The organism is Rhodophyticola sp. SM2404 (assembly GCF_053570515.1).
Map to the genome: position 1 here is coordinate 197285 of NZ_JBSEDL010000001.1, position 23856 is coordinate 221140.

Annotated in this window: 24 protein-coding genes; 5 read left to right on the forward strand and 19 right to left on the reverse strand. The window is 55.4% G+C overall.

What is annotated here, in order from left to right; translation table 11 throughout:
* Window positions 1-31: 31 nt before the first annotated feature.
* The 10 genes from ACTYEO_RS01005 to ACTYEO_RS01050 all read right to left on the reverse strand — a co-directional run bounded on the left by ACTYEO_RS01005 (window position 32) and on the right by ACTYEO_RS01050 (window position 9279).
* The gene (locus ACTYEO_RS01005) at window positions 32-727 is read right to left on the reverse strand and encodes an RraA family protein (RefSeq protein WP_449321844.1); all 696 of its coding nucleotides are present in this window, start codon (window positions 725-727) and stop codon (window positions 32-34) included.
* Window positions 727-1416: an alpha/beta fold hydrolase gene (locus ACTYEO_RS01010; protein WP_449321845.1), complete on the reverse strand. Its 690-nt coding sequence runs from the start codon at window positions 1414-1416 to the stop codon at window positions 727-729. Before ACTYEO_RS01010 ends, ACTYEO_RS01005 begins: the two co-directional genes overlap by 1 nt.
* Window positions 1413-2537 (reverse strand): cobalamin-independent methionine synthase II family protein, encoded by a 1125-nt coding sequence (locus tag ACTYEO_RS01015; RefSeq protein WP_449321846.1) that lies wholly within the window; start codon window positions 2535-2537, stop codon window positions 1413-1415. Before ACTYEO_RS01015 ends, ACTYEO_RS01010 begins: the two co-directional genes overlap by 4 nt.
* A 12-nt stretch (window positions 2538-2549) precedes the next feature.
* A complete protein-coding gene (locus ACTYEO_RS01020; protein ID WP_449321847.1) occupies window positions 2550-3515 on the reverse strand; it encodes a cupin domain-containing protein in 966 nt (321 codons plus the stop codon).
* A gap of 66 nt (window positions 3516-3581) precedes the next feature.
* Window positions 3582-4550 carry a nuclear transport factor 2 family protein gene (locus ACTYEO_RS01025; protein ID WP_449321848.1) on the reverse strand — a complete coding sequence of 323 codons (969 nt, stop codon included), beginning with the start codon at window positions 4548-4550 and terminating at the stop codon, window positions 3582-3584.
* On the reverse strand, window positions 4547-5569 hold the full coding sequence (locus ACTYEO_RS01030; protein ID WP_449321849.1) for a LacI family DNA-binding transcriptional regulator: 1023 nt from the start codon (window positions 5567-5569) through the stop codon (window positions 4547-4549). The genes ACTYEO_RS01025 and ACTYEO_RS01030 overlap by 4 nt, the downstream gene beginning before the upstream one ends.
* Window positions 5569-6333, reverse strand: a complete 765-nt coding sequence (locus ACTYEO_RS01035; RefSeq protein WP_449321850.1) for an SDR family NAD(P)-dependent oxidoreductase — start codon at window positions 6331-6333, stop codon at window positions 5569-5571. The genes ACTYEO_RS01030 and ACTYEO_RS01035 overlap by 1 nt, the downstream gene beginning before the upstream one ends.
* Before the next feature lie 96 nt (window positions 6334-6429).
* Window positions 6430-7743: a histidinol dehydrogenase gene (hisD, locus tag ACTYEO_RS01040; RefSeq protein WP_449321851.1), complete on the reverse strand. Its 1314-nt coding sequence runs from the start codon at window positions 7741-7743 to the stop codon at window positions 6430-6432.
* 5 nt (window positions 7744-7748) lie between these two features.
* A complete protein-coding gene (locus ACTYEO_RS01045) occupies window positions 7749-8234 on the reverse strand; it encodes an ester cyclase (protein ID WP_449321852.1) in 486 nt (161 codons plus the stop codon).
* Window positions 8224-9279, reverse strand: coding sequence for an ABC transporter ATP-binding protein (locus tag ACTYEO_RS01050; protein WP_449321853.1), 1056 nt, complete (start codon window positions 9277-9279; stop codon window positions 8224-8226). The genes ACTYEO_RS01045 and ACTYEO_RS01050 overlap by 11 nt, the downstream gene beginning before the upstream one ends.
* 266 nt (window positions 9280-9545) lie before the next feature.
* Between ACTYEO_RS01050 and ACTYEO_RS01055 the strand changes: the two genes are divergently transcribed.
* The 4 genes from ACTYEO_RS01055 (at window position 9546) to ACTYEO_RS01070 (ending at window position 13787) form a co-directional block, all read left to right on the forward strand.
* Complete coding sequence (locus ACTYEO_RS01055) at window positions 9546-10793, forward strand: ABC transporter substrate-binding protein (RefSeq protein WP_449321854.1); 1248 nt, start codon at window positions 9546-9548, stop codon at window positions 10791-10793.
* A gap of 83 nt (window positions 10794-10876) precedes the next feature.
* On the forward strand, window positions 10877-11902 hold the full coding sequence (locus ACTYEO_RS01060) for a carbohydrate ABC transporter permease (protein WP_449321855.1): 1026 nt from the start codon (window positions 10877-10879) through the stop codon (window positions 11900-11902).
* Between the two features lie 10 nt (window positions 11903-11912).
* Entirely contained in the window at window positions 11913-12791 is an 879-nt protein-coding gene (locus ACTYEO_RS01065) for a carbohydrate ABC transporter permease (RefSeq protein WP_449321856.1), read from the forward strand.
* 3 nt (window positions 12792-12794) lie between these two features.
* Window positions 12795-13787, forward strand: a complete 993-nt coding sequence (locus ACTYEO_RS01070) for an ester cyclase (protein ID WP_449321857.1) — start codon at window positions 12795-12797, stop codon at window positions 13785-13787.
* A gap of 545 nt (window positions 13788-14332) precedes the next feature.
* Here ACTYEO_RS01070 and ACTYEO_RS01075 read toward each other — a convergent pair.
* From ACTYEO_RS01075 to ACTYEO_RS01115, 9 genes are all read right to left on the reverse strand, one after another.
* Window positions 14333-15145, reverse strand: coding sequence for a sugar phosphate isomerase/epimerase family protein (locus ACTYEO_RS01075; protein ID WP_449321858.1), 813 nt, complete (start codon window positions 15143-15145; stop codon window positions 14333-14335).
* Window positions 15146-15157: 12 nt separating this feature from the next.
* Window positions 15158-16147, reverse strand: a complete 990-nt coding sequence (locus tag ACTYEO_RS01080) for an endonuclease/exonuclease/phosphatase family protein (protein ID WP_449321859.1) — start codon at window positions 16145-16147, stop codon at window positions 15158-15160.
* Window positions 16147-17193, reverse strand: a complete 1047-nt coding sequence (gene ugpC / locus ACTYEO_RS01085) for a sn-glycerol-3-phosphate ABC transporter ATP-binding protein UgpC (RefSeq protein WP_449321860.1) — start codon at window positions 17191-17193, stop codon at window positions 16147-16149. Before ugpC ends, ACTYEO_RS01080 begins: the two co-directional genes overlap by 1 nt.
* A gap of 12 nt (window positions 17194-17205) precedes the next feature.
* Window positions 17206-18075, reverse strand: coding sequence for an ABC transporter permease subunit (locus ACTYEO_RS01090; protein WP_449321861.1), 870 nt, complete (start codon window positions 18073-18075; stop codon window positions 17206-17208).
* A gap of 12 nt (window positions 18076-18087) precedes the next feature.
* Window positions 18088-18969: an ABC transporter permease subunit gene (locus ACTYEO_RS01095; RefSeq protein ID WP_449321862.1), complete on the reverse strand. Its 882-nt coding sequence runs from the start codon at window positions 18967-18969 to the stop codon at window positions 18088-18090.
* 67 nt (window positions 18970-19036) lie between these two features.
* The gene (locus ACTYEO_RS01100) at window positions 19037-20338 is read right to left on the reverse strand and encodes an extracellular solute-binding protein (protein WP_449321863.1); all 1302 of its coding nucleotides are present in this window, start codon (window positions 20336-20338) and stop codon (window positions 19037-19039) included.
* A 340-nt stretch (window positions 20339-20678) separates the two neighbouring features.
* A complete protein-coding gene (locus tag ACTYEO_RS01105) occupies window positions 20679-21350 on the reverse strand; it encodes an NAD(P)-dependent oxidoreductase (protein ID WP_449321864.1) in 672 nt (223 codons plus the stop codon).
* 76 nt (window positions 21351-21426) lie between these two features.
* Window positions 21427-22158 carry a DODA-type extradiol aromatic ring-opening family dioxygenase gene (locus tag ACTYEO_RS01110; protein WP_449321865.1) on the reverse strand — a complete coding sequence of 244 codons (732 nt, stop codon included), beginning with the start codon at window positions 22156-22158 and terminating at the stop codon, window positions 21427-21429.
* A 151-nt stretch (window positions 22159-22309) separates the two neighbouring features.
* Window positions 22310-22732 carry a DoxX family protein gene (locus ACTYEO_RS01115; RefSeq protein ID WP_449321866.1) on the reverse strand — a complete coding sequence of 141 codons (423 nt, stop codon included), beginning with the start codon at window positions 22730-22732 and terminating at the stop codon, window positions 22310-22312.
* A gap of 116 nt (window positions 22733-22848) precedes the next feature.
* Between ACTYEO_RS01115 and ACTYEO_RS01120 the strand changes: the two genes are divergently transcribed.
* Window positions 22849-23748: a LysR family transcriptional regulator gene (locus ACTYEO_RS01120; protein ID WP_449321867.1), complete on the forward strand. Its 900-nt coding sequence runs from the start codon at window positions 22849-22851 to the stop codon at window positions 23746-23748.
* Window positions 23749-23856: the final 108 nt, after the last annotated feature.

Genomic DNA, 23856 nt, shown 5'->3' on the forward strand with positions numbered 1-23856 from the left:
TTTAGAACTTCTGTCTTACCCCCGCAAACATCTAGGTTCGCGATTTTTCGAAAGCCTCCCAAGCCGCCTCGAATTTTGAAAAGTCAAATTCGGCCTCGCGGGCGGGGCCAAGGATAAGCTGCTCCGTTTCCTGCATCTTCTGGATAGCACTGGCCAATTGGTCCACCACTTCAGGCGGCACGACCACAGCGCCATGTCGATCTGCATGGATCAAATCACCTTGGCACACGTCCAAGCCAAAAACCTTCACAGGGGTGCCAAGCTCGGTCACATGGACAAAGCCGTGACTGGGGCCAATAGAACCCGCAATCACAGGATAGCCCTCTGCCATATCACCCAGGTCACGCATCACGCCATTTGTCAGTGTTCCCGACAGGCCGAAGCCCTTGTGGATCGTGGTGTTTACCTCGCCCCAGAACGCTCCAATGGCATGCGGGAAATCCGTATCTTCAATCACAGCGACGCTCGGGTTTGCCCCCTCCGCCATGGATTTGTAATACGCCATGCGGCGGGCACGGATAACCTCGGGCGGCTCTGTCGGTGGATTAACGGCCTGTATCTTCGCGGTGATCGCATAGCCAACAACTGGGGGGGCATCTGGGGCCGAGCAGAGCATTGTGCCGCGCGTGAACGCGCTAAAGCCCCGTTTGCCTTGTGCGACCTCAATGGCGTTGCACACAGTCGGCGTATCGACCGAGCGCAGGAGATTGAGCAGGTCTTTATTCATTATGCCTCCAACCAGCGCGCAAGAGCCGCTGTGGTTTCTTGTGGTTGTTCAAGTGTCGGCAGATGGCCCGCATTCTCGATGATGGTGAATGTCGCGTGGGGCATCAACTCATGCATCAATTGATGCCGTTCAACAGGACAAAGCCTGTCATCCCGCCCGCAAAGAATGAGCGTGGGGATGTCGCTCGCCTTGAGGGTCTCGATTTGGGACCGGCGCGATTGAAGAGCGCGGGATTGGGCAATAAAAACCTCGGGTCCAAGCGATTGCGCCATCTCCATACAAAGGTCAAGTATCGCGGGGCGGTTCGGTCCATCGGCCAAATAGTTCGGTTTCATTTCGTCCCGCATCACGGCATCAAGTTTGCCCTGCTGGACCTTTTCGATCTGTGGCTCGCGCCGTGCTGCAACTTCTGCCAATTCGGGCAATGGGTTTGTATCCAGCAATGCCAGACGCTCTACCCGTTCAGGGGCCTGCCGCAGAATTTCCATGGCAACAATCCCCCCCATCGACAGCCCTGCCAACGCAAAGATGGGGGGTGCATTTGAAAGGATATCTGCCGCAATTTCGGATATCTCCGAGCGGACCATTGGAGCGGTATGAACCACTCGCTCGCCCGAGAATGCAGCGATTTGCCCGGACCAAAGCCGCGCATCGCACATCATTCCGGGAAGCAGAACGAGAGGTGTCATGACGCCAGTGCGGCTCCATCAGACAGCGCACGCAATTTGGCGAAAGCGATATCAGGATCAACCGAGCCGAACCCTGCGAATGTGCCAAAGCCGCAATCAGACCCTGCGATAACGCGATCAGCGCCCACGATACTGATAAAGCGGTCCAGACGTTGCGCAACAAGTTCGGGATGCTCGACGAAATTCGTGGTGGTATCGACTACACCTGGCACGAGGATCTTATCCTCGGGGATGTCATTCTTGCGGTCGCGGAAGGTCGTCCATTCATGCCCATGGCGGGGATTTGACGTCTCGAACAGCACATAACGCGCTTTGGCCGACATCAATGTGTCGAACATTTTGGCCATCGGGATGTCACAGACATGCGGCCCCTCATAATTGCCCCAACAAATATGGATACGCACCTTATCCGCTGGAATATCAGATAGGGCATGGTTCAGCGCCTCGACATGACCCGCCGCGATCTTGACGAATTCTTCATCGGTCACGTCCTGAAACAGCATATGCTTGGCCAAGGCGAGATCAGGGCAATCGAGCTGCAAATCAAGACCCGAGGCCACGATGGTCTCGTATTCTTCCTTCATCGCATCTGCCAAAGCCGCAAGGTAGGCCTCGCGCGTTTTATAGAAATCATTTTGCAAAAAGAGCGAGATAACCCCAGGCGACGCCGCATTCATGAAGCCGTGATCAACCCCGTGATTGGCCATGGCCGCTTTGAGATTGCTGATGTCTTTTTGCAGCTCACTCTGACCTTTGGATTTGACCTCTCCAACGCACATCGGGCGGGCGTATTTGGGCGTACCACCATCATCGGCAAGACGTTTGAGAAAGCTGGGGAACAGTTTGAGATCAGCGGGCGCATTGCGCGGGCTGTCCCCGTCGAACCCAGTGTAGCGGTCTTTGACATAGGTGGCGTAGCTGATCTTTGAGGTTTCACCATCGCTGACGATATTGACCCCTGCTTTGACCTGTTTCGCAACGGTCGCATCAACCGCTTCGGTCATACATGCGTCAAAGGCGGATTGATCATAGGTCTCGTTGCGTTCACGTGCGAAGATGAAATCAACGACCTTCTGCGTCCGTGGCAGCGATCCGACATGGGTTGTTCTGATATTGGACATTTTCGCTTCCTTTTATCCAAGCCAGGTGTGACCGGCAGGGTCGCTTGTGGCAACAATATGAAACATGCTGGCCTCGCCAGTCATGGATGGCACGGCAGTATGCATAAGGTTTTCAGGCACCGAGATTGTATCGCCCGGGGCAAGGGTCGCCTCACCGCCGTCCCAGATTACGCGCCAATGGCCGCGCATGGGCATCAACACACTTGGAACATCATGCTGGTGCATCTCTGGCGTTGCAGAATTGCGGTTCACGAAACCGACCTCGAAGCCGGGTTTGTCTTGCAGCATGCCCGTCTCGCCGATGACGAGGGCGGGTTTGCGATCGGCCAAGGCCATCATATCCCAGTATCGCGCGACAAATTTGGGCACGACGTCATGCGTGGTCGGTTCGGGAAAATTCTTTAACTCAGCGTCATTCAACAAGGGCATCGGGTTGACACCCTGCGGCAAAGATTGCCCCGCCTTGCTGTCATAGAGCTTGCCATTCTCACCAAGGATCAAGCCATGGTCTTTGGCATCTTCGATCACTTCAGGCGCCCAGATCACTCCGCCACCCGCATCATCCCCGCCAAGGATCGCCATGATCATTCCGTAATCCGTGCCGATGTTTTCAAAGCCGCGGAAGATACCTGTCGGGATATTGAAGATATCCCCTTCTTCCAAAACAACCTCACCCGCATTGCCATGGCGGCCCCAAAAGAAGCGCCAGCGGCCTTTGAGCACGAAAAACACCTCGGCCGTTCGATGGCTGTGCAATGAGTTGCGGCATTTCGGAGGCTGGCCCGCAGCCCCGATATTGAAGCCGTGCGGGATTGCAATATGGACGTGCTGATCGGGCGATTCCGAGACACCACCACCGATGATCGTAAAATTCTCTTTCTGGTTCGAGCCGGGCGTATGCGCGTCGATAAAGGCGGTTTTGCAAGGGTGCAAATCGCCATAGCGAACGATTCGGGCTTCCATATCAGCGGGTGTCATCTTCCTCTCCCTCCGGTCAAAGGCGCTTGGATTGATTTCTGCGGGCGATGCATTGCAAAAGCCCCTTCAAGCCGCCCCCATTAGAATTTGTTTCCAGATTGCGACCTCGTCATAGAGCGCAAATTCGCGGCGCAGCCCCCATGGTCCGAATTCTGCGTGACACATGCCCATGACATGGACCGCAGCGCCTGTCGGCTCTCCGAAACTGCCCCAGCCATCATGAACCCCATCAAGCGACCAACGGATTGCAGCGCGAGGCGAGAGCATATCTGCATCCATGCCGATCTGGTGATGGATCTTGAAGGTGGCATTGGGGAAAGACGACCGCAATCCAACCCAGAACGCCATGCAACCCGCGCGTCCGATAGAGGTTTGCGCGCCTGCATATTCGCCGATAACCGCACGGTCGAAATCACGGTTTATCGTCGTGAAATCGGTTTCCATGATCCGCGTCAGGATATCTGCGTATTTTTGGCCCCAAGGGTTATCATTGCCTCGGCCTTTATAATCGCCTTCCACATCCATCGCAGGCGTAAAAACGGGTTTCGCATGGCTTGGCCCGCCCTCTTTATCAATCAAGCCAGCGGCAAAGTCTTTCGGGTCCATCCCCAGTTGGCGCACAACGCCGCCATAATCGCGGACCAACCATTCGTCATAGATGACATCGTCCTTGGCCGCGCAATCTGCGATCACGCGTACGACCCATGGTTTGCCGCTTGCCGGACCGAACTGACCATCGCGGGTATGGGTGGCCTTGGTCAGCAGTCGATGCGACGATAAAAAACCGTCATCCTCATTGCCTGACCAGATGACATCCTCCCCCAAAAGCTCCCGATCCGGAAACTCGTTAATCGTGGCCATGGTGGCTGCAATCGTTGCCTGATTTCCGATAGCCACACCCATTGGTGTGCGCACCGGAATGTCGGGCGCGTAATAATGGTTCAGCGTGCCCACCCCGCGATCTTCCCAAATTTCCTTGGTGATACCGATGATGTAATCGGGGAAGTCTTTCCACTTGGGGTTAAAACCCTTCATATCGTTTGTCCTTTGGGTTGGCGGGTTGTGCCGCGTAGGATCAACGGGCCATCGAAGGAGACCCGTCGGGGCGTGACAACCCCTTCGTCGATTTGCGCGATGAGCATATCAATTGTTGCATCCACCATCCGGTTGAGCGGTTGACGCACAGTTGTGAGATCATATGACGGCCAGGCTGCGAGAGGCACATCATCATAGCCGATAAGCGCAACATCCTCGGGAATTCTGAGGCCAAGCTCAAAGCGCAGCGTGTCCATGACCGCAAAGGCCATATGATCATTGCCCACAAAAATGGCATCAGGCGGTTGCGGCAAGGCCATCAAATCCCGCGCGGCTTGGCTCGCGACGTTGCGGTCATACATCCCATCAATGATTTGCATGGGAGCAAGACCATGGGCAGCCAGCCCCGCGACAAAACCCTGATGGCGATCCCGTCCCGTGGAAGACCCTTCCCAACCCGAAATATGGGCGATGCGCGTATGGCCACATTCTACCAGAAACTCCGCGATCTTGCGGCCCCCTGCTAGGTTGTCCGAGGTCACAGCATTGGTCTCGACCCCGTCTTGACCACGGTTGAACATGACCACGGGGATACCTGCCGCTTTGCATCTATCGGAAAGGTCCGATGTGACCGCAACCGAAGCCGTGATGATCCCGTCCACTTGATAATCAAGCAGGTCGCGCATCACCTCTTCGACCTTTTCTGGGCTGTTGGTCGCGGTGAAAACAAGGACATGGTAACCCTTGTCCTGCAGGGCATTGGAAAGATGTTCGAGCGCCTGCGGATAGAACTGATTATCCAGATAGGCCACGACCAAGCCGATGATCCGGCTTTTGCCCGTGATCATGGCCCGAGCGACAAGATTGGGGCGATAGCCAAGCTCCTCGGCTGCTTTTTTAACCTTGGCGATGGTTTTGGCACTGGCCGATGCACCTGGTGTAAAGACGCGGCTGACAGCGGATTGGCTAACGCCCGCTCGTTCGGCCACTTGCATGGATGTGATGCGCGTATGTTCCATCAGTCAGCGGTCCAACCTCCGTCGATCATAAGATGTGTCCCCGTCATGAAAGCGGAGGCATCAGACGCGAGATAGACTACAGGCCCCATGATATCCGTGACTTCACCCACACGGCCGAGTTTGATTTTTTCTTCCAGCCATTTCACGCGGTCTGGGTTGTCAAATGTCTGCTCCGTGAGCGCGGTGCGGATGAAGGTTGGGCAGATCGTGTTCACCCGAATGCCAAGCGGCCCCCATTCGATGGCCATGGATTTCGTGAAACCCTCAATGCCATGTTTAGTGGCGCAATACACGGCGCGGTCGATACCGCCGACATAGGCCATCTGGCTGGAAATATTGATCAGCGAGCCTGATTTGCCAGCCGCGATCAGGCCCTTTGCCACCGCTTGGGTCAGGAAATAAGCGCCCTTTAGGTTGAGGCCGCTGACCAAGTCGAAATCCTCTTCCGTGGTCTCAAGTGCGGCGCTATGGCGTGCAAGCCCCGCCGAATTCACCAGAATGTCATAGGGGCCAAGCTCCGCGACTTGCCTTTGGGTTTTGGCCACATCTGCCACGTCCATGCGTATTGCGCTGGCCATCATACCCGCTTCGGTCATGGCTTTGGCGGTGGCCTCTAGCCTGTCAATCGAACGGGCGGCAAGCGTGACCTCCGCCCCCGCTTGCCCCAAAGCCACGGCGCAGGCCAAGCCAATTCCCGAAGACGCACCCGTAACAAGCGCGCGCTTTCCATCAAGCCGAAAGGTGGGTGTCTGCGGTAAGCTCATGACAGTGATCCTGAATTTCGACCTTCAAAAACCAAAGCCCTTCTCTCGGGCGATATGTTTAACAGGTGAAAAGACTGCTCCTTTTATGTTTGCGCGTTACTCGGCAGCTGTGCCGTAGGGAACATTTTTGCCCCCATAACGACGGACACGGATATTGCATTGCTCGGCATGACCAACAAAGCCCTCAAGCATGCAGAGCCGTGAACCATAGGCCCCCATTTCAGCAGCCGCGCTGTCTGATTCAATGCGTTGATAGCTATGGGTTTTCAGGAATTTGCCCACCCACAAACCGCCTGTATAGCGGCCCGCCTTCTTGGTCGGGAGAGTGTGGTTCGTGCCGATCACCTTATCGCCATTCGCCACATTCGTACGCGGCCCCAAAAAGAGCGCACCATAACAGGTCATGTTCTCAAGGAACCAATCATCACGGTCCGTCATCACTTGCACATGTTCCGAGGCAATATCATCCGCCACGGCCAACATCTCATCATAGGTGTCGCAGACGATAACCTCGCCGTATTCTTCCCATGAGGTCCGCGCGGTCTCTGCGGTTGGGAGGATGTCTAGCAACCGCTCAATTTCGACCAATGTGTTGCGCGCGAGCTTTTCTGAATTGGTGAGAAGAACCGCGGGCGAGTTATACCCATGCTCGGCCTGACCCAGCAGATCGGTCGCGCAAAGTTCGGCGTCAGCGGCTGTGTCATCGGCGATCACCATCGTCTCGGTCGGCCCTGCAAACAGATCAATCCCGACGCGCCCGAAGAGTTGGCGTTTCGCCTCGGCCACAAAGGCATTTCCAGGACCCACGATCATATGCACGGGGTCGATGCTTTCCGTACCAATCGCCATGGAGCCAACGGCCTGCATGCCGCCCATCACATAGATTTCATGTGCACCCCCCATATGCATGGCTGCAACGATCGCAGGATGTGGTTCGCCGTTTTGGGGCGGTGCCGATGCGATGATACGCGGGACTTTGGCCACCGAGGCCGTCAACACAGACATATGCGCCGAGGCGACCATCGGGAATTTGCCACCAGGCACATAGCAACCAACAGATTGCACGGGAATATTGCGGTGGCCCAGAAACACGCCCGGTTCTGTTTCGATCTCGATATCCGTCATGGAGGCCCGCTGCGCCTCGGCAAAGCGCCGTATCTGTTTTTGCGCGTAGCGGATATCATCCATGTCGCGGGTGCTGACCTTGGACATCGCCGCTTCAATCTCGGATTGGCTGAGGCGGAAATTCTCGGGGGCGTAATTGTCGAATTTCTGTGACAGCTCGCGCACAGCCATATCTCCGCGGGCCTCGATATTTGCCAGCGTGTCCTCGACTATTTTGCGAACTTTGGCATCATCCTGCTGGCGTTCAGCCTCTGGTTTGCCGTGTTTAAGATATCTGATCGCCATGGTTCTTACTCCGGCTTTGGCGGCTCAAGTGTGCCGTTGTCATAATTTTCCCACCCCTTGCCATCGAACACATCAACACCAAGCTGAAACAGAACATGGGCCAGATCGACCGAGACTGGATTGTCAGCGATGCGCCCGTCTTCAATCCGCCAGAAATCCATATAAGGGATTTTAACCCGCTTATTGGTTGCGGGAATTCCCATGAAAGGCCCGCTATGCAAGGCGTCGATATAGCCAAAACATGACGCCCAATCACCATCGGCCATGAAATGTTCGGTCAGGTATTTTCGGTCCGTGAAGGCCGCGCGCAGCGGAAATTGCCAATTGCGTTGGAATTCCGCGATACCGTGTTTGGTGCCCGAGCCTTGATTGCCCCGCCATACGAAATCCTCCGTGAAGTATTTCGTCATATCCATTTCATTTGCCGCGAGCCCTGCTTCCATCGCCTTTACAGCGGCGAGGGAGGCTGCGGATTTTTCGTCATAAGGCATGAAGGCGCTCACCTGTTTTGGTATCGAAGAGATGGCAGATATCGGCAGGGATGGTTGCATGCACCGCATCACCAATCTGCGTGCGATAGTCTTTGTCGGATTTCACAGAAATGATGGTGCCCGCAGCACGCATCGTGACCATCGTCGCCTCTCCCAGCAATTCTAGGGAATAGACTTGTGAATTGGCCTGTGCAGGCCCTTGGGCAACGCTTGCATCTTCCGCGCGGAAACCGAGTGTCACCCCGCCTGAATGATCAGTTGGCAAACCCGAAATGCTGATATTTTCCGCCGAGAAAACCCCGTTTTCCAGCGTTCCATCCACAAGGTTCATCGCGGGCGAGCCGATAAAGCCCGCAACGAATGTATTTGCGGGGTTGTCGTAAATCTCGGTCGGGGTTCCGACCTGCTGAACGACACCCTTGGACATGACAACAACACGATCAGCCAATGTCATGGCCTCGATCTGGTCATGGGTCACGTAGATTGTCGTGGTTTTAAGCTCGTGGCTGAGATTCTTGATCTGCGCCCGTGTCGACACGCGCAGCTTGGCGTCGAGATTGGAGAGCGGTTCGTCCATCAAGAATACATTGGGTTCACGAACCACAGCACGGGCCAAGGCAACACGCTGGCGCTGTCCGCCCGAGAGTTCCGCAGGTTTGCGATGCAGGAAATCGTCAAGCTCGACCATTGCCGATGCGCGCTTGACCCGCGCATCATGTTCGCTGGCTGGAATGCCACGTACTTTCAGCGGAAACCGAATGTTTTCATAGACATTCATGTTCGGATAAAGGGCGTAGGATTGGAAGACCATGGCGACATCACGATCCTTGGGGTCAAGGTCATTGATCCGCTTCCCGTCGACAAGAATATCCCCGCTGGTCACATCCTCTAGCCCCGCGATCATGCGCATGGTTGTGGTCTTGCCACAGCCCGAAGGCCCGAGCAGCACAAGGAATTCCTGATCGGCAATCGTCAGATCAAATTCCTGCACACCGACAAAGCTGCCCCAGCGTTTTGACACTTTACGAAGCTGGATTTCGGCCATGGTTGGCTCCCACTATTGCATACGCATGCAAAAGACTGACGCGAATTCATTTCGCTGGCAACCCATATTTTTATATGAATTTTTCTGCAATGCGGCGTGGTAAAAAACTTGCAATACGAAACAATTCGCCGATTATTTGCAAACGTATGCAAAGCGGTTGCGATTCGCGTGGCCCTGTCGCCATATGGCTGGGTGGTCGAATGACTGCTTGGAACAAGTGCCGGATAACCGGCCCATTTTGACGAAACACTGGGAGGTTCATTCACATGAACATGTTTAAGACCACACTGCTTGGAACAGCGATTGCCGCAGTCGCAAGCACGGCCGCCATGGCAGACGGCCATGGCTGCGCCATTGATACTGGCCGTGTCAGCATCATCGGTAACGAATTCCCCGCGATCCAATCCGTTGCTGCCTTGGCGCTGGAATGTGCCGCAGGTGCCGAGACCGCATCCAACCTCACCGCCGACCACCAGACGCTGAATGTGGCTGGCATGACCGGCAATCCGGCGGAATACACATCGGCCATCGTTGCCAACTCATCCATCGTTGCATTGATCAACGAGGATGTTATTCGGCCGCTGGATGATTTGGTCGCTGAATACGGGCAGGATATTCCCGCCCACCAGTTGATCACTGTGAATGGCCAGATCATGGCTGTCGCTTTCATGGCGAACGCCCAACATCTCGTATATCGTCAGGACGTGCTGGAGCAGGTTGGTCTGGACGTGCCGAGCTCCTATGAAGAGGTACTGGCCGCAGCCGAGGCGATCCGCGCCGCTGGCATCATGGAGAACCCTGTCGGAGGGGCCTATGCCGCTGGCTGGAACCTCGCGCAGGAATTCACCAACATGTATATCGGTACAGGCGGCCAGTTCTTCGAGCCAGGCACAGCCAATGTCACCATCAATAATGCGCAAGGTGTCGAAGCCTTGGAAATGATGCGTGCCCTGAGCGAATACATGAACCCAGACTATTTGACCCATGACAGCAACGCGACCTCTGCTGAGTGGGAAGCAGGCAATGTTGCTCTCATGAATATGTGGGGCAGCCGGACGGGCGTTTTGATGGATGACGAGGGCTCTGCCCCTGAGGTTTATGAAAACACGGCCGTAAGTGGCCCTCTGACCGTTGGCGATAGCGGCACACCTGCGACCACGCTGTGGTGGGACGGCTGGACCGTTGCAAAGAATGTCAGCGACGAGGACGCCGCCGCGACCTTCCAGGCACTTGCCCATGCAACATCGCCTGCATTGCTGAATGACGAGACAATGTCGCAGGCCGTATGGCTGATGGACGGCTTCGAGGCACAGCCTGTGAATGAGGGTGTTTTGGCCTCCGTTGCGGCAAGCGCAACGCCATATCCAATGGTGCCGTTCCAAGGCTTGCTGCACACAGCACTGGGTGACAACATCGCCGATTTCTTGCAAGGCAATGAAAGCGCCGAGCAGACATTGGCAGACATCGAAGCCGCCTATGTGGCTGCAGCGACCGAGCAAGGCTACCTGCAGTAAAACTTGGCTGACGCGCGGGGCCGGCCTAGGCCCCGCGCACCCCATTTCCCAAGATCATCCATGAGGCCGGGGGCGCATACGCGATGAAACACAAGTCCTTCTTTTGGTTCGTCCTGCCATCTGTTGTCCTGATGCTCTTGTTTATTACGTTCCCGATCGTCTCGGTGGTTACGCAGTCAATATATACCCAGCACGAACAGGTTATTGTCACCGTCGAGAATTGCGGCCCGTTCGGCTGCACCGAGGTGCAATCCGTTGACCAAGACGCAACCCGCGCCCTGCGCGAGGCGCAGCCTCTGGGGCAGTATGTCGGCCTTGATATCTATCGGGATCGCAACCACCTTGCCGTCGCTGACGTTGCAGAGGCTTGGGAAAGTTCTGACAGCTTTCGCGGTTTCTGGAACACCTTGATGAATTTGCCCTTTTACGGGGCAATGGCCTTCACCTTGACCTACACGGCCATCGTGACCCCGATGACTATCATTCTGGGCTTTGCTGTCGCAATCGCCGTCAACTCGGTCGCGCGGTCAATGCGCGGTCCTACAATCTTTCTGTCGCTCTTGCCGATGATCGTGACGCCGTTGGTCGGCGCTTTGATCCTGTTCTGGATGGTCGATGCCCGCGGTATCCTTGGCGCGGGGCTGCAATGGCTGGCCAATGATCCGACCCTTTCTGTCAAGGCCTCCACACCTCTGATGTGGATCATGCTGATGGTCTACGGCACTTGGAGTTCGATCCCCTTTGCCTTCATCGTCTATTATGCAGGGCTGCAAACCGTAAATCAGGACACATTGGAAGCTGCCATGATCGACGGGGCCAATCGGTGGGAGCGCATCCGCTATGTGGTGATCCCGCATCTGGCCCCCCTGACAACCTTCATCGCCCTTATCCAGTTGATGGATAACTTCCGCGTGTTCGAGCCGATCATCTCGTTTCAGGCTCAGGCACATGCGCGCTCGCTCTCCATTGCGATTTTCAGCGATCTGGGCGGCGAAACGCGTCTGCTGTCTTCGGCAGCCGCCACTTCGGTTCTGACGATCATCTTTGTGGCCATTCTTCTTTCGCCTGTCCTTATTCGGACATGGCGCGAGTTCGGCACAAAAAACTGAAGGACCGCCCATGTCTGTCGCCACCCGCCGCCCTTTGACCATCCGCTTCCTTGCTGGAAGTTTCCTGATGCTCTGGCTGATCATGGCAGGCTTTCCCTTCCTCTGGACCCTTTGGGGATCCTTCAAAGTCGAAGGGGATTTCTTCTCGAAAGCCGATTGGGCCTATTCGATTTTCGGCACTTTGACACAGACGGAAACAGGCTCGACCTTCACGGGCGCTGGCTATTTCGGGGCATGGATTCAGGAAGAGTTCTGGCGCGCAGCCCTGAACACGCTGATCGTGTGTTTCTGCGTGGTGACGATCTCTCTGACCTGCGGAACATTGGCGGCCTATGCGCTGTCGCGCTCTCCCTATCGCTATGCGTTCTGGCTGTTGCTTTTTGCGCTGATCTTCCGCGCGACACCGCCGATCATTCTGGTATCGGGCTATCTCGTGCCCTTTTTTGAATGGAACCTCTGGGGACATCTGAGCACCACCATCATTGTATTGGTGGCGATCAACCAGCCATTTACCCTGTGGATGCTGCATTCCTTTTTCAAGAATATCCCCAAGGATTTAGATGAATCCGCTATGGTGGATGGCTGCACGCGGTTTCAGGCTTTCCGTCATGTCATCATCCCTGTCATGTGGCCGGGGGTGATCACCACGGGGCTGTTCAGCTTCCTGCTGGCCTATAATGATTTTGCCGTGACCTCGATGCTTTTGAGCGCAGAGAACCAGACAATGGTGCCCAAACTGGCTTCATTCCTTGGTACCACGCAAACCAAGGGCAATGTGATGTTTGCCGTTGCAGCCGTTGTTTCGATCACTGCGCCGCTTTTTGTGATGATCATGTTCTTCCAGCGCCAAATTGTATCGGGCCTGACAGCAGGCGCGGTGAAAGGATAACCCGTGACCAAGTTTCAAGACGCCAAAGCGCTGGTTCGCGCCCATCATGCCGCTTTGCATTTGGCGACGCCTGCAACCGTAGAAAGCGCGCTGGCACAGCACACATCAGCAAATTGGCATTGGCGCGGGATGCATCCGTTTCACGAGCAATTTGGCGCAGCCGCCGTGGCCGAGAGCTTCTACATCCCGTTTCTGAAGTCGTTTACACGGATCCAGCGGCGTGAAGACCTGTTCTTTGCAGGGCTCAATGATTGTGATGATGGGGCAAGCACATGGGTGGGTAGCATGGGCCATTTGATGGGCCTGTTCGATGCACCCTTTCTTGGCATAAAGCCCACAGGCCGCATAGCGATGCTGCGCTATGCCAGTTTTTACCGCGTTGAAAACGGCGAAATTGTAGAGACATCGCTCTTTGTCGATCTACTGCACCTCATGATGCAAGCAGGCCAATACCCATTGCCGCCGCAAACGGGCGCGCATCTCGTGCAACCCGGTCCGATGACACATGGCGGATTGCTTTATGAGGATGCCGAACAAACCGAAGGCACCAAGACCCTAGACTTGATCAACCGCATGATCGGCGACATCAACGGTCACGAAAAATACAAGACGCGCCAAGAAGAGCTCGCACAATGTTGGCATGATGACATGATTTGGTGGGGGCCCGCAGGCATCGGCGCCACCTATACAATTGACCGCTATATCGACCAACATCAAAAGCCCTTCCGCACTTATATCAAAGACCGTGTCTATAACGGCCATGTCTGCCGAATTGCAGAGGGCGATTTTGGTGGCTTCTTCGGTTGGGCCAATCTGACCGTTACCAATGCAGGCGGCTATATGGGCCTTCCCGCAGGTCAGCCGGCAGACATGCGCGTGGTGGATATGTATCGGCGTGACGGTGATAAGCTTGCAGAAAACTGGATTTTCATCGACATGCTGCACTGGCTCAACCAGCAGGGTTTGGACGTGTTGGGGCGTTTGAGCGATACTTAGGGACAAACAATTCAGCCAGTAAGCGATAAAGGGAAAGGGCCTTGGAAATAGCCAAGGTTCACGTCAGAGGAGTGCAACCGCGAGATGAGCCAAGGCTCGGAAAACCGTAGGCTGCTATTGACGGCGTCCCCCAGCTCTTTTTCACCGCGCCATCGTGCCCCTAAGGAAAAAATGCGAATGTGAACCATCGCGCCCCCCCCAAGCGGACGTTCCTTCCAAGTCATACGAATGGCAGCTAAGGGCTGTCCGCGTATGGCGCTTACTATCAAGCAGCGTCATCTCTAAGGCCAATCGTTACGGGTAGGCTCATTGTTGTATTATTGTGGGTTTGATAAACTTAACGCACAGAAGGTTGCTACACATTCTGCTCCACGTGAAAACAACTCAGGTCATCTTATCTATCTGATAATTAAAAAAATTTAATAGTCTGCTGCCCTCTCAAATAGGACATCGTCTCCATCGTAACACAACCGCTTTAATCTTGCGTCGGGATGTGTTGCGGCTTTAGTTGCTCAGGGCAGCGAAATGCCTCGCTTTGCCTGCACTCAGATCGCCAAACCTTCCAACCATGCGGCGGTGTCTGGCAGCAGCGCGATTTGATCGCGAACCTCCAAGATCAGATGTGGAGCCTCGTTAAGTTCTTCAATCGCTTTGAGGATTGGCTGCCAGTTCAACCGCCCCTGACCCGGATGCCAGTGACGGTCCGCATAGCCATCAGCATCTTGTAAATGAACATGCCCCAGATACCCAGAAGCGGCAGCGATGAAATCTACGACAGGCGGCGCGGTGTAGCGGCCATGGGCAAGATCGGCATGGCCTGTATCAATCGAGGCTTTCAGATTGGGATGGGCGATTTGCTGGATAAGCTCGACACGCATCCTCGGGTCGGTATCTTCGATATTTTCGATCACAAGATCACAGCCAATATCTGCTGCCCGTGGCAACACCTCTGACAAACATTGCGCTGCTGCATCACACATCGCGGGGATGGATTTCGGGTAATTGTCCCGATTGAGCAAATCCCAATAAGAGAACGGGCTATGGATCACCATATGCGTGGCCGATAGCGCTTCGGCGATCTCAAGGCCTTTGAGGAAACGCTTTTGCACGATTGCGCGGATATCGCGATCTGGGTTGGCCATATCCAAGCCAAAAAACGGGCCATGGATGCCACGGTGACCGTGATGGGCGACAAGCGCCTGTCTGTAATGGGCCACAAGCTCGGAGCAATCGCCCGCAATCAGGTCAGTTTCGACAAAATCCTGTATTTCGATCGGACGATCCTGATCGCAAATCCAGTTTTGCAGAGTATCAAACCCTGTGCGGGTCACAGCTACACCGATAGAGGAGAGGGTCATGAGGGTGATCCTTTAAAGGACGAGTTCGCACCAGATGGCGTCATGGTCTGAAAGCGTCTCGCCGCTTTCGGTGACGGCGGGAATAATCCGGCCCTGCTTGCCCGTCAGGCCGCGCAGGGCGAACCAGTCGAGTTTCATCTTGCGCAAGGGATGCGGGGTGAGAAGGCTGGGTCTTGTGGTCATGCCTGCGGGGTTCACCTCCCATGAATAGCCTTGCGCGCGGGCCAGATCGAAAAGCCCTTCGCTGTGCCATTCAAAATCGGGTGGCATATGGTTGCCAGTATTCAGATCGCCGCCGATGACCACAGGCATATCGGGGGCGAAATCATCGATGGCATCCAAGAGATGCGCAAATTGCGCCATGCGGTGCTTGGCATCGGCATTGCTTTCCAGATGCGTGGACACCGCGCAAATCGGCCCTGCTTCGCTCTCGATGACGGCCAAGAGCGCCATGCGCCCGCCGATGCGGGGCTGGTTCGGATCAACGGCGCTGCCATTGGCAAACCAATGGCCATGGCTGTCCAGACGCCGCATCATCACGCGCAAAATCGGGGCGCGTGACAAGATGGCGTTACCATGCCACCCGCGTTCGTTTTTACGGTCCTTGCAAAAGGGCATCTCGGTGTCGCCGCCAAGGCCCATCTCGAAAAACTCAACGCCGTAAGCATAGGTCATGCCCATGAAGCTCGCCATTTCGGCTGTCGTGTGGCGTTGGCCTGTGCGGGCCATGCCGCAATCCACTTCCGAGAGCAGAAGCAGATCAGGGGCCAAAGGCGCGAGATGTTTCGCCGATGCTTCAGGAAACAGGCAGCGCTCGACATTCCATGCCACTGTCGAGATCTCGTGCGGCAAAAGCGGGGCACTTGCCTCCCCGCCCAGTTCCACCGTGTTCAGAGCCTCCATTTCGGCAAGCAGAGCTTCATGGGCCGCACGCGTTCTTGGCGCAGTCAGGATGCGCTCGCGCATCTGTTCGTCGACAATGGGCAATTCCGAGACAGCCATTATGCCACCCTCAACCCAGTATCCGCATCGAACAAAGACACCACCTCCAAAGGCATCGCGAAACGCAGGGTGCCTGCCTCAACGATGTAATCTTTGGGGACATGCACTGTGATCGCCTGCTCGCCCAATCGGCCATGGAGCAAGCGATGCGCGCCCAATTCCTCCACGATCTCAATGCTGATGGATAGCGGCCCGTTTGGGTCGGGGGCGATATCCTCGGGCCGGATGCCAAGCGTCAGGGGCTTGCCCGTATCAGGGGCCGCAAGGGGCAATATCTGATCGGCAAGGCGCAGGCCGCTGCCCTCGCGGGTGACCTCCAAAAGGTTCATTGGCGGCGCGCCCATGAAAGAGGCCACGAATGTCGAGGCAGGGTGCTGGTAGATCTCGGACGGGGTGCCGATTTGCTCGATCACGCCGCCATTCATCACAATAATCCGGTCGGCCATTGTCATGGCTTCAACCTGATCATGGGTGACATAAACCGATGTGACCCCAAGGCGGCGCTGCAAGGCCTTAATTTCGATCCGCATCTGGTTGCGCAGCTTGGCATCCAAATTTGACAAAGGTTCGTCAAACAAGAACAGGGCAGGGTCGCGCACAAGGGCGCGCCCCATGGCCACGCGCTGGCGCTGGCCGCCTGACAATTGGCTGGGTTTGCGATCCAGATACTCACCGAGGTTCAGGATTTTTGCTGCCTCATCAACCTTAGCGGCGATCTGGTCGCGCGGGATGGCACGGTTTTTCAGCCCGTAGCCGATATTGTTGCGCACCGTCATATGCGGGTAGAGCGCGTAGTTCTGGAACACCATCGCGATATCACGATCGGCGGGGTCGACATTGTTCACAACCCGATCCCCGATTTTGAGAACCCCGTTCGAGATATCCTCAAGCCCCGCGATCATCCGCAACATGGTTGATTTTCCGCAGCCTGAGGGGCCGACCAGAACAACAAATTCACCGTTTTCAATCTCGAAGCTTGCAGGTTTAACCGCCTCAAACCCATTGCCATAGATTTTTTGAACCGCTTCAAAATGGACTTCAGCCATCTTTGTATTCCTTTATTTATCGCTCTCGGTGAGGCCTTTGACGAACCAGCTTTGAAAGAAAACCACGATCAAGACAGGCGGGATCACCGCGATCAGGGCCAAGAGATTGCCGCGCCCATATTCGGGTAGGTTTGTGCCTTCAAAGACCTGAATGATCTGTTTGATCCCACGAACGAGCGTGTACATATCTTCGTCGGTGGTGATCATTGTCGGCCAGAGATATTGGTTCCAGCCATAGACAAACATGATGATGAACATCGCCGCGATCATCGTGCGCGACAGTGGCACCAGAATATCGATGAAGAATTTCACAGGTCCCGCACCATCGATCCGCGCAGCCTCAACCAGTTCTTCTGGCACCGACATAAAGAATTGCCGAAAGAAGAAGGTGGCCGTGGCCGATGCGATCAAGGGAATGATCAAACCCTGATAGGTATTGAGCATGCCTAGGGATTGTACGATTTCATAGGAGGGCAGGATGCGCACCTCCAATGGCAGCAGCAATGTGGTGAAAATCGCCCAAAAGGCCAGAGTGGCGAAGCGCAGGCGGAAATAGACAATCGCATAGGCGGCCATCATGCCCAGAATGATTTTGCCGACGGCAAAGCCGATCCCGAGGATGAAGGAATTCATCAACATCGACATGCCCGTATTCTCGCCCGAGAACCCTGATGCTTCGAACATGGCTTTTACGAAATTATCGTCTAGCTGGTCGCCAATATGCAGGCTTGGACCGCGTTGGATAATTTCGGCATCCGGAACGCTGGCCAATTGCAGCACCATGAGCATGGGCAGCAGCATGAAAAGTGATCCCGCGATGAGGACAGCGTGATCGATCACTTGCGATAGTTTGATCCGCTTGCGCACGCGTATTTGGGTCATATCGCTGCCTCCTCAGGTGTAATGGATGCGCCGCTCGACCAAGCGGAATTGCACGAAGGTCAAAGCCAGCACCAAGATCATCAGCAAAACCGATTGTGCAGAAGAGCCACCCAGATCATTGCCTCGGAAACCATCGACATAGACCTTGTAAACAAGGGTCATCGGGTTGTTCCCTGGCTCGCCTTTGACCACGGTGTCGATGATCCCGAATGTGTCGAAAAGCGCATAGGTGATGTTGATGATCAGCAAGAAAAAACCCGTTGGCGCAAGAAGCGGGAAGGTGACCGTCCAGAACCGCCCCGATGCCGAGCGATTATCGATCAGGGCCGCCTCGCGGACCGAGCGGGGAATGGATTGCAGGCCCGACAGAAAGAAGATGAAATTCACGGGCACCTGTTTCCAGATGGAGGTGAGGACCATCGCAAAAGCTGTATCGTTGAAATTGACGCCGACCTGAAAGCGGTATCCGAACAGGGCGAAAAATTCGGTCAGCGGGCCCCAGCTTTGGTTGAACATGATCACGGCGATAAATCCGGCAACAGGTGGGGCGACCGCATAGACCCACATCAAAAGCGTGCGATAGGTTCGCGCGCCCCTCAGAACGCGATCCGCTTTGACCGCCAGAAGCAAAGCAATCGCGAGGGAGAAAAAGGTGACAAGTGCTGTGAACCACAGCGTGAAATTGGCAATTCTCAGATATTCGTTGTTTCGGAACAGGTTTTCATAATTGCCTAAGCCCACGAATGTGGACCCGAACCCGAAGGGGTCTTGCAAATAGAACGAAGATTGGACGGCATAGCCTGCGGGCCAATAGAAGAATATCGCGATGATCGCGAGTTGCGGCAGTAGCAGCGCAACCGGTAGCCAAATATTGGAGAAAAGCGCGCGTTTCATTGTCTTGCCTTAAAAAGGGGAGAGCGGGCGCATCCGGAATGCGCCCGCTCGATCGGATGTGAAGGGATTAGCCCTGCGTCTGCGCAAAGCGCGCCAGCAGTTCATTCGCTTCTGTTTCGATTGTGTTGAACGCGTCCTCAACCGATGTTTCACCTGTCAGGATGCGGCCGTATTCACGGTTCATCACGTCACGGATCTGGACGTAGAAGCCCATGCGGTAGCCGCGTGTGTTGTCACCTGCTGGCAAGGACAACTGCTGGATGCCAACTTCGGCAGCAGGGAAACGCTCGTAATGGCCATCGGCTTGCGCAAGCTCATAAGCGGCTGTGGTGATTGGCACATAGCCGGTCTCGCGGTGCCACATATACTGAACCTCAGGGGAGGTCAGGTGCTCGAAGAAAGCTGCAGTTGCTGCGTTTTCAGCGTCCGATTTACCAGCCATCGCGAACAAGGATGCGCCGCCAATAAAGGTCTGTGTTGGCGTTGTGGTTACGGCTTCCCAATAAGGCAGGAAAGTTGCCGAGAAATCGAAAGGCAGGTCAAGCTGCGAAAGGCCACCGAAGGAGCCCGAGGAGCCGAGCCAGATTGCAACATTGCCTTCTTCAAACGGGGTCTGGTTGTCGCCCCAGCCAGTGCCGTACCATTCAAAGAAACCACGCTCCTGCCAATCGCTGAGCGCTGTGAAATGCGCCTGAATTGCAGGGTTGTTTACGAGGATTTCAGTCTCGAGACCGTCATAGCCATTATTGTTGGTCGCGAATGGCAGGTTGTGACGGGAGTGGAAGTTCTCGGTGAAGATCCATGGCAGGTGCGATTGCGCCAATGGGATATAGCCTGCTTCAACAAGCGCAGGTGCGGTCACGTCCTGGAACTCTTCCCAAGTGACAGGAGGGGTTACGCCTGCGGCTTCGAGGGCCTGAACATTGTAATACATGATTGGCGAGGAGGAGTTGAACGGCATGCCGATCATGGTGCCGTCGCTATCGGCATAGAAGTAGCGCACGCCCGAGATGTAATCTTCGATATCGAAGTCAACGCCATTGGCTTCCATCAGATCCTGAACAGGAACGGTCGCGCCTTGTGCTGCGATCACAGTGGCCGCGCCTGCGTCAAACACCTGCATGATGTTTGGCTGCTCGCCTGCGCGGAACGCGGCGATACCGGCTGTCAGCGTTTCTTCATATGTGCCCTTGAAAACAGGGGTGATCACATAGTCGCTTTGGCTTGCGTTGAAATCTTCGGCAATCTGGTTCACCGCATCACCCAAAGCACCGCCCATGGCGTGCCAGAATGTGATTTCGGTTTGTGCAACAGCGGCGGATGACATCATCGTCAAGCCTGTTGCAGCAGACAAAATAAGACGCTTCATTTGCTTCTCTCCAAAAGAAATGTCGCAGGCAATGGGTCCCCACATGCCCACAGCTTGAACCTACCGACGCGGACTGCGTCGAAGTGATCAGACGACCCGAAAGCAGAAGTGGCCTCTGACCTTCGGTTGAGAGATGCATGGCAAGTCGATGTAACGAGCTATTGACGGTAACATTTCAGTTCCGTGAAACCTGATCGCGCGCGAGAACCCGCGTCGCGAGTTTACCTGACAACACGGGTCGTTTTTACCTGACAACACGGGGCGTTGGTATAGAACTGTTTCCTCTCGCAGACGCAGCGCGGTTCACCTAATAAAACTCAACACAACAGAACCGGTTGTCTTATTTTTCTGACACCACGGGTGTTTCGGCGATGTGGCTGCCATTTTCGGCACAGTCCAACATAAAGCCAGCAACGGCGCTGCGGCGGGCCATCATGCCGGGCTTTGGTGTGGTGGCCGTGCCGATGATCAGCTCTTTGTCCTTTTCGCTATTGGACAGCCCCATGGCGCGCACAAGTGTCCAAGAGGCGTCGGAGGCACGGAATGCCTGTTCCGCGCTATTGTGATCGCTATAGGCATAGCTCAGGTTGGTACGCTTGATCAGGAAGCGCATGATCCATGGCGTGTCATCCAAACTGTCACCAACGCCAATCGCCGACAGGAAGACGACACGCTTGCGACCAAGGGCAATGATGTTGTGAGCAACCTTGGTTAGAAGCTTTTCGGTCGTTACAGGCTTTGACCAAGGGGCGTCGGAGGTGCGCGGGTTGTTGAGGGCGACCACAATAGCGTCGCTACCTTTCTCGGCAGCGGCAAGATCTGCTTCGTTGATCGGTGTGCCTTTTACAATTTTCAGGCCGTCCCTAGCCGTCAGGGAGTCAGGATTGCGCACCAAAGCGGTAACTTGATGCCCACGGGAAAGGGCTTGGTCGACGATCAGTTTGCCGGTGCGCCCGCTGGCGCCAAGTACGAGAATTTTCATTTTAACTTCCTTTTTATTCGGTATGGTCATGCGCCTGATCCTTTTCCATTGGGGGGTGACGCATGGGGCTGCGGCTTGCGCTGGCCATGGGAGGGGGCGGTTTGGTTTAGCCAAACCGATAGTTTGAAACGGTGATGCCGGTCATTTCGCTGGTGTGGTGGTAGATCCTCTTTGCTGGCTCGTCCTCGGCAGCCCCAAGGGCTACGAAGATCGGCACAAGATGATCCTCCTCTTCATGACAGATGCGGGCGGCAGGAGCGGCTTCCCAATCTAGCATGGCTTGGCGTCTTATATCGGGCGCTGCCAGCATTGCATTATACAGCCATGCGTCGAACTCCGCCGATGGTGCTTTTCCGACCCCACGGGGCAGGCGGAGGTTGTGAAAGCTCAGACCTGAACCGACGATCATGATCCCTTCATCGCGCAAGGGTTTGAGCGCTCGGCCGATGGCAAAATGGTCAGCCGGATCATAGGATTTCAGCATAGAAAGTTGAAAGATCGGCATATCCGCATTTGGATACATGACCGCCATCGGAGCATATAGCCCGTGATCAAAGCCCCGATCAGGGTCTATATGAGCAGCGATTCCAGCTTCTTGCAGAAGGCCGAGCGTTCGGTCTGCGATATCCGGTGCGCCAAGTGCGTCATAGGTGATTTCATAAGTATGGGGCGGAAAACCCGAGTAGTCATAGATCATTGGAGGCTTAGCCGAACCCATGATGGCCACGTCCTCCTCCTCCCAATGCCCCGAGATCATCAAGATCGCTTTTGGGCGCGCGCCATGGTCAATGATCATCTGTTTGAGCGAGGCTTCAAGCGGGGCGAAAAAGTCGCGCATAGGGGGGACCCAAGGCCAGGGACCGCCACCATGCGAGATGAAGTAGGTAGGAAGCGTTGTGGTCATGGTGTTCTCACTCCATTTCTAGTGCCAACTGGATGCGTCGTTCTCTCTGGAGAGTTGGGTCCGGCTTGACGCCGGACCCCTTTGTTTATCCGCGTGGAGCGATCGGTGCTTTGCGTCCACGACCCCACAGCACGATCAAGGCACAGGCGATATAGACGACGTTCAGAGGAAGCACTTCGAATTCACCACGCATCGCGTGAAACCCGATGGCGAGGATTTGCAGCACTACACAGGCTGCGGCTGCAATTACGGTCAGACGCGGCATGATGCGGGTCAGCGATGGCAACAAAAGGCCAAGACCACCCGCAATGTCGACAACACCAATAAAGCGGACAAAGCCAACTGAGTATTCACCCGCCCAAGGCATCATTGTGGCAAGCTCAGGGATTGGCGTGAAAAGCTTCATCGCGCCCGACATGATGAATAGGGCAGCGCCGATCACTTGCGCGACCCAGATGCTGATATTGGTCCCTTTAGAGGCGGGCGCTGTCAGGGATTGTGTTGTCATGGGTGTTCTCCTTTAAAAGTTATGTGGTCTCTTCTCTTGGGCTCAGAGATAGCCACACCCGCCAAGCTAAAAAATAGGGATAGTTTTGAAGATCATGTTCATATAATTTGAACGTTATGGATGCGATTACTCTGGACCAATTCACTGTCTTCCTGACGATCGTCGAAGAAGGCAGCTTTGCCGCTGCTGCGCGCAAGCTTGGGCGGGCGCAATCGGCCATCACTTATGCTATTCAAAAGCTGGAGGACCAAAGCGGTGTCCTGCTGTTCGACCGCGCAGCCTACCGACCCACCCTAACCGAGCAAGGGCATGCCTTGCTGCCACGTGTCCGCCGCATCTTGGAGGATGTCGGTGAATTTCGCGTGCAAGCGCAAAGCATGGCACAGGGTGTGGAGGCTGAGTTGGTTCTGGTGATTGAGACCTTTTTGCCGCTATCGATGATCGCCCCTGCTCTGCGGCGGTTTCACGACGAATATCCAATGGTGCATCTACGGATCAACGCGGTACCGCCGCTGGATGCCGCGCGCCAGCTTTTGGAACACCGTGCCGACCTCGGGATATGCCTGCAATCGCCAAAGCCAGAGCCGAACTTGGAAAACCTGCTGATCACCGAGTTGGACTTCGTGGCTGTCGCGGTGCCTGAGCATCCGCTCGCGAAGCTGCCGCCTCATTTTCCAAACGCAGCAATGCGCGATCATTTGCAAATTGTCGTCTCTGACCCCAAGGCCGTCGGAGACGGCACCGCGTATGGTGTGGTGGGGGTCAACCAATGGCGCGTCAGCGAGGTGCGGTTGCGATATGACTTGATCAAAGACGGGATCGGCTGGGGGTCTATGCCGCGCCCGATGATTGAAGCCGATCTCGCCCGTGGGGACCTCGTAGAATTGAAGCCCAAGCAATGGGGTTCTTCAAATACGATGCCGCGTTTCAAGACTGTTGTGACAAGGCATAAAGACAAAGCATTGGGCCCGGCGGGCACGTTTTTGATGGCGACGATTGCGCGAGGCAACGCCTAAGGGCAGGGCTGTCGAGGCGACCATTAGCACTATCGGTGATGCGCCCAATGAGTCCCGCCTTTAACTTTGTGCTCAAAGCTTGAGTTTGGAGCCTTTGCGTCAGAGCCC